This is a genomic window from Streptomyces sp. NPDC029674, assembly GCF_044903205.1.
Classification (GTDB): domain Bacteria; phylum Actinomycetota; class Actinomycetes; order Streptomycetales; family Streptomycetaceae; genus Streptomyces.
This window is the reverse complement of the sequence record NZ_JBJDPY010000004.1, coordinates 538,911-550,650: the sequence shown is the minus strand read 5'-3', so window position 1 is coordinate 550,650 and position 11,740 is coordinate 538,911. Positions and strand designations below refer to the sequence as shown.

General features: G+C 71.1%; 8 protein-coding genes. 3 read left to right on the top strand and 5 right to left on the bottom strand.

From position 1 onward, the window contains the following. Positions 1-24 precede the first annotated feature (24 nt). Positions 25-240 (bottom strand): hypothetical protein, encoded by a 216-nt coding sequence (locus ACI2L3_RS13020; protein ID WP_404752402.1) that lies wholly within the window; start codon positions 238-240, stop codon positions 25-27. Between the two features lie 869 nt (positions 241-1,109). Between ACI2L3_RS13020 and ACI2L3_RS13015 the strand changes: the two genes are divergently transcribed. Further along, positions 1,110-1,580: a GNAT family N-acetyltransferase gene (locus tag ACI2L3_RS13015; protein ID WP_404752401.1), complete on the top strand. Its 471-nt coding sequence runs from the start codon at positions 1,110-1,112 to the stop codon at positions 1,578-1,580. Between the two features lie 99 nt (positions 1,581-1,679). On the opposite strand, the gene ACI2L3_RS13010 is transcribed toward ACI2L3_RS13015, so the two are convergent. The 3 genes from ACI2L3_RS13010 to ACI2L3_RS13000 form a co-directional block, all read right to left on the bottom strand. Beyond that, positions 1,680-5,027: a S8 family peptidase gene (locus ACI2L3_RS13010; protein WP_404752400.1), complete on the bottom strand. Its 3,348-nt coding sequence runs from the start codon at positions 5,025-5,027 to the stop codon at positions 1,680-1,682. A 117-nt stretch (positions 5,028-5,144) separates the two neighbouring features. Beyond that, positions 5,145-5,624, bottom strand: a complete 480-nt coding sequence (locus ACI2L3_RS13005) for an HIT family protein (RefSeq protein ID WP_404752399.1) — start codon at positions 5,622-5,624, stop codon at positions 5,145-5,147. 47 nt (positions 5,625-5,671) lie between these two features. After that, positions 5,672-6,259 (bottom strand): TetR/AcrR family transcriptional regulator, encoded by a 588-nt coding sequence (locus tag ACI2L3_RS13000; protein WP_404752398.1) that lies wholly within the window; start codon positions 6,257-6,259, stop codon positions 5,672-5,674. A 424-nt stretch (positions 6,260-6,683) separates the two neighbouring features. Here ACI2L3_RS13000 and ACI2L3_RS12995 point away from each other — a divergent pair, with 424 nt between their 5' ends. Next, positions 6,684-7,700, top strand: a complete 1,017-nt coding sequence (locus ACI2L3_RS12995; RefSeq protein WP_404752397.1) for an ATP-binding cassette domain-containing protein — start codon at positions 6,684-6,686, stop codon at positions 7,698-7,700. Next, positions 7,697-8,488 carry an ABC transporter permease gene (locus ACI2L3_RS12990; RefSeq protein WP_404752396.1) on the top strand — a complete coding sequence of 264 codons (792 nt, stop codon included), beginning with the start codon at positions 7,697-7,699 and terminating at the stop codon, positions 8,486-8,488. The genes ACI2L3_RS12995 and ACI2L3_RS12990 overlap by 4 nt, the downstream gene beginning before the upstream one ends. A 13-nt stretch (positions 8,489-8,501) precedes the next feature. On the opposite strand, the gene ACI2L3_RS12985 is transcribed toward ACI2L3_RS12990, so the two are convergent. Beyond that, positions 8,502-11,627: an ATP-binding protein gene (locus ACI2L3_RS12985; protein WP_404752395.1), complete on the bottom strand. Its 3,126-nt coding sequence runs from the start codon at positions 11,625-11,627 to the stop codon at positions 8,502-8,504. Positions 11,628-11,740 lie beyond the last annotated feature (113 nt).

The following is an 11,740-nucleotide window of genomic DNA, read 5'->3' as shown; positions in this document are numbered from 1 at the left end:
TAGCACCCCGCCTTCCCGCATCTCTCACGCGCCGGGGCCTTCCGGGTGCTCACTCTCTCTGGGAGCCCCGAGCAAACCGAGCGCGGCCAGCACAGTGACGCACAACGTCATCCAGCCGATGAACACGCCGCCGCCGTGCAGCACCGCACCGGCCACCTGCGTGCCTGTCGCGTGTGAAAGCACACCTGCCACCACCGCGACGAGCAACGACGACACGAAAGCCAAGATCACGAGAAGCACCTGAACAAGAAACGTCGCCCTCAACAGTCGAGCCCTTCCACGAAGACACGAAGGTGGTCGACCAGTCGGCAGGCAGCCTCAGCTCGACCACCGCATGCGATGGTCTGCCGAGGCTCCGCGACGATCAGAGACTCATCTTGCTCACTTCAAGTCGAGAACGAAGCACTGTCCCCCATCGGACACGTCGCCAGTGCTCTACAGCTCTCGATATGGCAAGGGGGAGCATAGCGGGGGGTGTTCGAAGTCGCTACCGCTCACGATGACCGTCCGGCCGACGCCGCTCAGCAGAGCGGTGCGGCACTGACGCCCGCGGCCACGGCGGCCTGTGGTCGGCTTCGCGTCGTCGACGTTCATGGCCCGCACGTTCGGGTCGGTGTAGCGCCGCACCTGACCGGTGGCGTCACGGACCCGTCCGGTCAGTCCGAGCTCTCTTTGGGCGTGCGGCTGCCCGACGGGCTGGGGGCGTTATGGAGTCGACGGGCAGGCGTGGGATCGGATCCGACGCCTGGGTTCATGCCGCAGGAGTGCGTGCTGATGTCGTTCGAGGTCGTCCGCCGCGTATATGAGGGACAGATGTGTCCGCGTCGGCAAGATGAAGAGGCGCGGCAGAGAACGGGTGGTACAGAAGAGATCACGGTGTGGCGTTCTTCCTGGATTCCCTTTGCTGCGATCGGTGCGGATGCTTTGGCTGGTCTGTGTGTGGACGCTGAGACCGGCAGGATCTGGTACTGGTGTGAGTATGCGGAGATTCCGTTGCTCGCAGAAGAGGCGCAGGTCGGACTGATAAACGGGTTCTTGGTGTGTGTGTGGGGGGGTACCGCAGGATGCGGCCGAGGAGTCCACTTGATCAACGGGTTTAGGGTTCCTGCATGACGACCACACTCTGCCTGCGGGAGATCACCCCGGCCAACTTCGACGCAGCGATCGGTCTGCGGGTTCGACCCGATCAGGAGCACTTGGTCGCGCCGGTCGTCAAATCCCTGGCCGAGGCATACGTCCATCCCGGCATAGCTTGGCCCCGCCTCATCCTTGACGGTGAACGTCCCGTCGGTTTCCTCATGGCCTTCTTCGACATCGACTGGAGGGGTGACGGCACGCACACCGACATCCGATCCGGTCTCTGGCGGCTCAACATCGCAGATGGTGAGCAGGGCCGAGGTTACGGTCGCTTCGCGGTCGAGTCCGTTGCTGCTGAGATCCGCCGTCGCGGCGGCACCCGCCTGACCACCACCTGGCATCCGGGCACGGGCGGCCCCGAAGGCTTCTACGTCGGGCTCGGATTCCGTCCGACGGGTGAGACCAGCGGAGGCCAGACAGTCGGCGAGCTGGACTTGCGCTAGGGCTCGGCCTAAAAAGGGCCGGGCCACGGGGATGACGTTCCCGTGGCCCGGCCGCCTCATGATGTGGCCGTTCGGCCTGTCATGGATGGGGAGTGCGCGTCACGGGGCGAGCCGGTACGCGTTCGTGATCGTCTCGGTCATGGTGTTGCCGGACGTGTCCTTCAGGTACACGCGGTAGGAGACGGCCTTGGCCGTTGTCGGGTGTTTGACGGTCGCGGTGCGTGCGCCGCTGGTGTCGGTGGTGACGGGAGCCGACTTCCATGTGGTGCCGCCGTCGTAGGAGACCTTGACGGTCAGGGTCGCGATCCGGTCGGTGCCGGCTGCCGCGCCGGCCACCTTCAGCGGTACCTTGAGCGTGCTGCCCGCGGGGGCCGTGCCGTTCAGCGCCAGTTTCGGTGCGAGGCGGACGGTGGACAGGGGCAGCGCGGTCGGCGGCTCGTCGGGCGTCTTCGCCGACTTGAACGTCCAGGCCGCGGCCACCTTGGTGCTGGTCGTGGCGACCTTGGCCGGGCGGGTGGCCTCCATGGTCAGGCGGTAGGAGGCGGCGGCGGCCGGGAGTTCGGCGTTGACCGCGCCGGGGCCGCCCTCGGCGATGACGCGGCCGCCCGACTCCAGCCGGGTGAAGCCGCCGGTCGTCACGGAGCTGCCCGCGTGGCCCGCGCCGTCGCTGAAGAGCTGGACGTAGGCGTCCATGGCGTTGCCCGCGCGGCGTGCGCCCTGGCCGTCGTCGGCGTTGAGGTCGGGGCCGACGATGCCCGTGTTGAAGTTCAGCGTGTAGCGCTTGCCCGCCTTGTACGCGACCGGGTCGGTGCCGTAGTCGATGGTGGAGTCCCCCGCGTCGTCCAGCTGTGCCATGGACCAGGTCCAGCGGATGTCCTTGGTGTTGACGTAGCTCGTGCCGGAGGCCGGGAGCTTGAGCTGCGTCTGCGGCTGGAGAGGCGGGGAGTAGTCGTTGGTGCCGATCGGCGTGGCGGTCAGCGTGCCCTTGCGACCCGTGGCGGAGGAGCCGACGCCGTACTTCACCTCGGCGAGTTCGGCCTTGGTGGCGGCGTGCTTCAGGCCCGAGAACCAGCTGCCGGTGCGGCTGAAGCCGAGCCGGTAGTCGACCTTCCCGGCCGCTGTGCCGGATGCCTTCCAGACGCCGTTGTACTGGGCGTTCAGGGTGGGTGAGTCGGGGCCGAGGCCGAGGGTGCGGATGACGGTGCCGTCGCTGAGGTCCCAGCTGTTCGCGATGCCGAGGGCAGTGTCGTCGTAGCTGATGTTCGACGCCGTGAGGCGCGCGCCGGCGTCCGGAGTGGTGACGGCGACCGGCTTGGCCTTGCGGGAGTCCAGCGTGACCGTCGCCTGCGCGCCGACCTTCAGCTTCGGCTGGACGAAGACCGCGAAGCTCTTGGTCGCGCCGTAGACGGAGCTCTCCAGCGCGTACGTGCCCTTCGGGACCCGCAGGGTGACCGGTCCTTCGCGGAAGGGCACCTCGATCTTCCGCTGCGAGCGGTCGGTGAGCGTGGTGGTGTAGTTGGAGGAGTTGTTGCCGTTGGCGTCGAGGTGCTTGAGCGTGAGGTCGTACGACTCGACCTCGCGGTCGACGACGAGGCCGGTGCGCACCTCCTGGCCGTCACCGGCGGCGAGGAGTGTCCCGCCGTAGATTCCGTTGGCGGTGCCGAGTTTGGTGTCGGCGGTGACGGTGGTCTTCGCGGTGCCGCCCGCCGGGACGGTGAGCTTGGTGTCCTTGACGGTGAACATGCCCGCGGGTCCCGGGCGGCCCTTGGGGTCCAGGACGTCGGCGGAGAGCGTGAGGGTGACCGGCTTGGTCCCGAGGTTGCGGTAGGTGACGGTCTTGGTGACCGGCTTGTCGTCGGTGTGCGGCCAGGCCTGCGTGCCGAAGGCGACCGTGCCGGGCTCGGGGACGACGGACGCGGTGACGGCGCGCGTCAGGTCGACGCGGCCCGCTCCCTGCTGGTGGGCGTTGAGGGTGGGGTGGGGCTTGGCGGAGCCGGTGAGTGCGGCCTTGAGCTGTGGGCCGGTCCACTTCGGGTGCTGCTGGAGGAGCAGCGCGGCGGAACCGGCCACGTGCGGGGTCGCCATCGAGGTGCCCGACATGGCGACGTAGGGGTCGCTCTCGGGGTTGTCGGGGATCTGCGTGGAGCGTGCGGCCGTGATGTCGTCGCCGGGTGCGGTGAGGTCGGGCTTGGTGACCCCGTCGGCCTGCGGACCGCGGCTGGAGGTCTCCGCGATGTTGTCCTGCTTGTCGACCGAGCCGACGGTCAGGGCGGCGGGGGCGCTGCCGGGCGAGTTCAACGTACCGGCCTCCGGGCCGTCGTTGCCCGCCGCGATGACGAAGAGGGCCTTGCCGGAGAGCCGTGCGACGGCCTCCTCCAGCGGGTCGGTCCCCGGCGAGTCGAGGCTGCCGAGGCTCAGGTTGACGATCTTCGCCTTGCTGTCGACCGCCCACTGCATGCCGGCGGCGATGCTGGACTCGGTGCCGGTGCCCTCCACTTCGGAGATGACCTTGCCGTCCAGGACCTGTACGTCGGGCGCCACGCCCTTGTACTTGCCGCCCGACTTGGCCCCGGAGCCCGCGAGGGTCGAGGCGACGTGCGTGCCGTGGCCCATGCGGTCCTTGGCGTCGGGCGCGGACTCGGTGAAGTTCTTCTCGGCGACCTCGACGTTCTTGAGGTCGGGGTGTGTCTGGTCGACTCCGGTGTCCAGGACGGCGACCTTGACGCCCTTGCCGGTGTATCCGGCCTGCCACATGGTGGGGGCGCCGATCTGCGGCACGCTCTTGTCCAGGGCGGGGCGGACCTTGGCGTCCAGCCAGACGTGCGCGATCGCCGGGGCCGCGGTGGTACGCGCGTTGGTGCGACCGCCCGTGCCGCCCGTGAGCTTCCTCCAGACGTCGTCCGTGCCGGACTTGGGCGCGTCGAACGCCTCGCCGCCGATGGCGGGCAGCGTACGGCGGTCACGGGCCAGGCCCCTGAAGGTGTCGCCCGAGCGGCTGTTGACGCGGCCCGGCCGGTACTTGACGATCAGCGGCAGCGAGGTGCGGTGGGCGTCGTCGTACTTGTCCCTGACGAGCCGTGTGACGTCGAAGAGCCGACGGTCCAGCCTGCCCGCGTTGATCAGCGACTGGGCGTCCTGCGGTACGACGTAGGTGTGCCCGGCCTCGCGCCGTACCGCGATCGCGACGTCCTCGCGGCCCTCGCCGCGGATCAGCCGGACGACTTGCTTGCCCCCTGCCCGGACGACCACCCGGTCGCCGGTGATCAATGTGACTGTTTTCGTCTTTCCGCTCTGCGTCCCCCGGCCGGTCTTGGTCTCGCCACCGGTACGTGTGTCCGCGGTGCGGTCCTGTCCTGTCCCGGAGTCGGCCCAGGCTGCCCCCGCGACCAGTGCTCCGGACATCACGGCGGCTATCGCCGCCGTCCCCACCCTCGATATGACTGCCACCCGAATTTGCCTGTCTTTTGAGCGTGCCTGATGTGGTCGCCCGTAAGACGCGATCTTCGAGGTGTTGGTTCTGGGGAGGCGGAAGGTATTCCTGAGCTGAACGCAGGTGCGGGCGCTCTAGTGCTGGGCGGTCAGCCGGTCGAGTTCGTCGGTGAGCGTCGCCCTCAGCGTGTCGTGCCGGGGCGCCAATGCGTACCGTTCGTCCGTCCAGTTGTCGCGGGGGTGCAGCCAGACCGGCATCCGCACCAGGTCGGCCGGTTCCCACGCGTACCGCGGCCACACGTGCGCGTGGAGGAATCCGTCGGTGTTGCCGAGGATCTCCAGGTTCACCCTCCGGAACTCCGGGTCGAGGCGCCGGCAGGCCCGTTCGACGGCTTCGCCGAGCACATCCATGTCGGACAGGAACGCGAGCCGTTCCGCCTTCGGGAGGTCGGAGAGCCGCTCCACCCGCGGGTCGCCCGCCAGGAGCACCGAGTATCCCGGCAGGAACTGGACGTCCCCGATCGCCGCGAACCCCGCACTCAACCGCCGCAGCACGGTGGGGTTCTCGCCGCGCAGGGCGCTGCCGATGCGGTCCGTACGCCAGTCATTCGTCATGACGGAAATCTATGTGCCCCTCCCCCCCGTCTTCGCTCCGGCCGCGGTCAGCGGTGGTGTGCGATCAGCATGCGCGCCATCGACTGGGCGCGCAGAGCCGCGTCGGTGTCCCCTTCGGCCGCCGAGATGATCGCCCCCTTCATCAGGATGTGCCACGACCGGGCGAACGAGTCGGCGTCGCGCAGCTCCGCTTCCTCGGCGACGCCGCGTACGAACGAGCGGATGTTCTGCAGGTACTTGATGCAGGCCTGGCCCAGCGGGTGCTCCCCGCCCATCTCCAGCAGGACGTTGATGAACGTACAGGCGTCGAACTCGTCGCTGCGGAACCATTCGTCGAAGACGTCGAAGATGGCCAGCAGCTGTTCCTCGGGGGTGCCGCCTCGGCTGCGGGCGCCCGCCGCGACCAGCCCCAGTGTCCACTGCCGCTCCCGGCGGGCGAGGAAGGCCAGCACGAGCTCGTCCTTCGACGGAAAGTGCCGGTAGAGAGTCGCCTTGGCGACTCCGGACCGCGCGACGACCTCCTCGACGCCGACATCGCGAATGCCGCGTCGCGAGAAGAGCTCGTACGCGGTCGTCAATATCCGTTCGCGAGGCGCCAGTTGGACCGCCTCGGGCGGCGAGTCGTCGCTGTCCATCACCGTCCAGAATAGCCCTGGACAGAGCCGTCGCCCGCTGTCATGGTCTAGGCAGAAGCCACGAGACAGACCGGTCTTTCTGTCCCTCCTGAACAGCGCGATCGCGACGCTTCGCGGCTTTCGCGGCATTTCACACCGACCATCTCCGCAGGTCCCGGTGTACGCACCGACCGGCAGGACAGCCGACGCGGGAGAGACCGGCCACCTGCCCATCACCGGGGCCCGACCGACGGGTGGGGGGCGCGGGGTCCCTGGCGCGCCCCTCCCACCAGGTGAACCGCCCCCACCCGTCGGATGAGCACGTTCGTTCCGAGCCTCGGACGGCGCGCCCCGGCCCAGCCGGACAGCCACGCCCCGGCCGGTTCCGGCGTCCTGAAACCGGTGTGAAACCACGCTGAATGCGGTGTGCCGCAGCCTCTGTCGTATGACGAGAACGGCAACGACATCCACCACGACACCAGCCGCTTCACCCTCCCTCGCCATCGCGGCGTACGGGTTGCGCAAGGCGTACGGGGCCAAGACGGTCCTCGACGGCATCGATCTGGCCGTACCGGCCGGCAGCGTCTTCTCCCTGCTCGGCCCGAACGGCGCCGGCAAGACCACCGCCGTCAAGGTCCTCTCCACCCTCGTCGCCGCCGACGCCGGCGACCTGCGCGTCGGCGGTCACGATCTGGCCGTCGACCCGCAGGCCGTGCGGGCCACGATCGGGGTGACCGGACAGTTCTCCGCCGTCGACGGGCTGATCACCGGCGAGGAGAACATGTTCCTCATGGCGGACCTGCACCACCTGTCCAAGCGGGAGGGGCGGCGGGTCGCCGCCGACCTGCTGGAGCGCTTCGACCTCACCGAAGCCGCCAAGAGGCCGGCCGCAGGCTACTCCGGCGGCATGAAGCGGCGCCTCGACATCGCCATGACCTTGGTCGGCGGCCCGCGCATCATCTTCCTCGACGAGCCGACCACCGGCCTCGATCCCCGCTCCCGCCACACCATGTGGGGCATCATCCGCGAGCTGGTCTCCGACGGCGTCACCGTCTTCCTCACCACCCAGTACCTGGAGGAGGCCGACCAGCTCGCCGACCGCATCGCCGTCCTCAACGACGGCAGGATCGCCGCCGAAGGCACGGCCGACGAGCTGAAACGGATCGTCCCGGGCGGGCACGTACGGCTGCGGTTCACCGACCCGGCCGCATACCGATCCGCCGGCGCGGCTCTCCGCGAGGGCGCCGCGGACGGCGAGGCGCTGGCGTTGCAGATTCCCTGCGACGGCAGTCAGCGCGCGCTGCGCGCCATCCTCGACCGGCTCGACTCCGCCGGCATCGAGGCCGACGAACTGACCGTCCACACCCCCGACCTCGACGACGTCTTCTTCGCCCTGACCGGCGGCGCAGATGTCACCGAGGTCGCAGACGCCACCGGCCGCCCCGTGGAGGCCGCCCGATGAGCTCCCTCTCCCTCGCCGTGCGCGACTCGTCCACGATGCTGCGCCGCAACCTCCTGCACGCCCGGCGCTACCCGTCCCTCACCCTGAACATCCTGCTGATGCCGATCGTCCTGCTGCTGCTCTTCGTCTACGTCTTCGGGGACGTCATGAGCGTCGGGATCGGCGGCGGCCGTGCCGATCGCTCCGACTACATCGCCTATCTCGTCCCGGGCATCCTGCTGATGACCGTCGGCGCCACCCCGGCCGGAACCGCGGTGTCCGTCTCCATGGACATGACCGAGGGCATCGTCGCCCGCTTCCGCACGATGGCGATCCACCGCGGCTCCGTGCTCATCGGGCACGTCGTCGGCAGCGTGCTGCAGACGATCCTCAGTGTGGCCTTCGTCGGCGCGGTCGCCGTGGCCATCGGGTTCCGCTCCACGGACGCCACTGTCCTGGAGTGGCTCGCGGCGTTCGGCCTCGTGACGCTGGTCGCCCTGGCGTTCACCTGGATCGCGGTCGGGACGGGTATCGCCAGCCCCCATCCCGAGGCGGCCAGCAACAACGCGCTGCCGTTGATGATCCTGCCGCTCATCTCCAGCGCCTTCGTGCCGGTCGAGGCGATGCCGGGCTGGTTCCGGCCGATCGCCGAGTACCAGCCCTTCACCCCCGCCATCGAGACCCTGCGCGGCCTGCTGCTCGGCACCGAGATCGGCGGCAGCGGATGGCTCACCGTCGCCTGGTGCGTCGGCCTGACCGGAATCGGCTACCGCTGGTCGACGTCGTTGTACGGCCGCGAGCTCAAGTAACCGACACGCGGGCTCAAGTGGCCGGCATGAGTGCGCGGACGGCCGTCCGCAGCTCGTCGCGCCCCAGGGCGGCGTACTCCGACACCGCGTCGGCGTACGCCGCCCGGTCGGCGTCCTCGGCCGCCCGCCGGGCGCGGGTCTCCGACATCGTCGGCTGGAACTCGCGCGGCACCCGCAGCCGTTCGGCCAGCGCGATCATCCGTACGGCGGAGGCGTCGCCGGACGCGAGACCCGCCATACCGAGGGCGTGCAGCACCGCTCCGCTTACGGGGAGCTCCATGGGCGGCCGGGACGGGTCGTCGAGCAGTGTCCGCAGCCGCTGTCGCAACCGGTCCAGCGGCTCCGCGACCGGTTCGAGGCGGCCGGCGTGGGCGTGGGCCGTCACCGCCGCCGACTGGATCGCCAGCGCCCACGGGTCGGTCCACGGGTCGCCGCCACGCATCGGCCGGGCCTGCGGCAGCCGCTCCACGGCGCGGCGCCACAGGCCGAGCCCGGCCTCCGTGTCCCCGCGGGCCAGCGCGATCTCGGCGCGGCCGCCGAGGTCGGGGCTGTAGAAGTCGTCCTGCGGCGAGGGGGCGTCGCCCTCGGTCCGGCGCAGCCAGTATTCGGCCTCGTCGGGGTCGCCGCGCTGCAGGCAGGCGAGGACGAGGGCGGAGCGGATGCCGATGTAGTCGTTCTCGTCGCCGAGCCGCGGCAGCAGGGCGAGCGCGGCCTTGAGGTGTTCGTACGCGGTGTCGCCCTGTCCCGTCTTCAGGGACAGCTCGCTCAGCCGTGAGTGGCCGAGGAGGCGCAGGGACGGGGTGTCGGTCGACGCCAGTGCGGTGTTCATCCGCCGGGCCGACGCCAGCGCGCGGTCGAAGTCGTGCTCGTACTCCCAGACGTACGTGGCGACGCACTCGGCGACGGCGGCGACGAGCGGCTGTTCGCTGTCGCAGAGCCTTCGCAGCACGTCGTAACGCGGAGGGGCCATGTCGGGGACCGCGCTCAGCACCGCGGCGGTGGCGCGCAGCGGGGTGTCCGGTGCGGCCGGGGGCAGTCGGCGCAGGGTGACGAGCTGCCGTGCGACGTGCGCGCCGTAGCCCGTGAACAGGGTGGGGACGCACAACACGGCGGCGGCGCGGGCGACTTCGACGTAGGCCGGCTCGGGGCGGTAGTGCGACAGCGGCGGGCCGGTCTCGGCGGCCAGTGCCGTGAGGCGGGGGAAGTTGGAGTCGGTCGACCACAGGGCGGCGAGGACGGCGGTGACGGCGGCGGTGGCGGGGCCGTCCGTACGGGACAGGGCGTGCCGCAGCGCGGCCACGAGGTTGTCCTGCTCGGCCTTGATCAGCTCCCTGGCCGCCAGGGGGTCCGGGCCCAGGAGCACGTCGTGGTAGGCGACGCCGAAGTCCCGGGCCCAGCCGAGGAGCCGCCCGACGGCCGCCTCGTCCTCCCCCGCTTCCGTGCGCCGGGCCGCGCTGAACTCCCGTACGGTCTCCAGCATGCGGAACCGCACGCCGGTCGGGGTGTCGGCGACGGTGAGCAGCGACTGGTCGGCCAACTGCTCCAGCAGGGACAGCGCTTCGTCGCCGAGGACCTCTTCCGCCGCTTCGCCGGAGAAGCCGCCGGGGAAGACGGACAGCGTGCGCAGTGCCGCTCGGGCCGGGTCCGCGAGGAGGTTCCAGCTCCACTCCACGACCGCGTGCAGCGTGCGGTGGCGCTCCGGCGCGTCCCGGGCGCCGCCGCGGAGGAGTGCGAACCGGTCGCCGAGGCGGCGGGCGATCTGCGGCACGGAGAGGACTCGTACGCGCGCGGCGGCCAGCTCCACGGCGAGCGGCAGTCCGTCGAGGTGGCGGCAGAGTTCGGCGACCGCGTCCGGCGGCAGTTCCACGCCCGGCCGGGCGGCCCGGGCCCGTTGAGTGAACAGTTCGGCGCAGGTGTCGGGTCCGAGCGCCGGCAGGGCGTAGAGCGCCTCCGACGTGAGGTCCAGCGGGGAGCGGCTGGTGGCGAGCACCCGCAGGTCCTCGGTGGAGGAGAGCAGGGCTTGTACGAGGTCGGCGGCGCCCCGCACGACGTGCTCGCAGTTGTCGAGGACCAGGAGTACGGGTCCGGTGGCCAGGACGGCGCGGACGGCGGAGAGCGGGTCGGCCGTGGCGTGGCCGGCGAGGGCACCGTACCGGCTCTCTCCCGCGCCGAGCGCGGAGGCGACCTCCGCGGCCACGTCCTCGTCCGCGGTGACTCCGGCGAGCGGCACGACGTGCACCGCTCGCTGTTCGGCTCGGCGGCCGACGGCGTGGGCGAGCCGGGTCTTGCCGAGGCCGCCGGGGCCGGTGACGGTGACGGCACGGGAGTCGCGCAGCAGCCGCCGCACGGCCGCGATGTCCTCGTCGCGGCCGAGGAGCTGGTTCGGCTCGTGCGGCACGCTGTGCCTGTCCGCGGGCGCCTCGCCGCGCAGCAGTTCTTGTTGTACGGCCTTGAGCCGGGCGCCCGGGTCCGTGCCGAGTGCGTCGCGCAGCCGGCGGCGGTACGTCTCGTACCGTGTCAGCGCGGCGGACGGGCCCGCCGTCGCGGCCTCGCCGCGGAGCAGTTCGGCGAGCACCTCCTCGTCGCGCGGATGCGCGGCGGCGACCAGGGCCAGCGGCTCGGCGGCCGCCGCGTGCCGTCCGAGGCGGGCGAGGGCGAGCGCCCGTGCGCGGACGAGCGTGGCGCGGGCGGGGGCGCGTTCGGCGCGCAGGGCGGCGACGGGGTCGCCCGGGCTCCCGGCTCCGTCCGGGGTGCCCTCCCACAGCGCGAGCCCGGCCTCGGCCGCCGCCAGGGAGCCCGCGTGGTCCCCGGCCCTGGCCCGTTCCGTACTGGCGGCGGCGTGCAGCAGCAGGGCGGAGCTGTCGATCCGGTCCTCGGCGAGGCCGAGCCGGTATCCGGTCGGCGTGCTCACGACGACGTCGGCGCCCAGCTGTGCCCGTGCCCGGGAGACGAGGACCTGGAGCGCCTTTCCCGGCCGCTCCGGCAGCGCGTCCGGCCAGAGCCCCGCCACGAGGCGCTCGACGCCGCAGCCCGTACGGGGGTCGCCCGCCAGCAGCGCGAGGAGAGCGCGGATCCGGGGTGCGGTGACCTCCTGCCCGCGGTGGGCGACACGCGGCAGCAGGGTGAGGTCGATGGTCACCCGTGCAGATTAACCAACCCGATGCCGCGGTCGACCGGGCTGATCACCACGCACCCCGGTGCCGACCCTGTGGCGGCGCAGCGCATACCGTGCCGTATGAACCGGGTTGATCT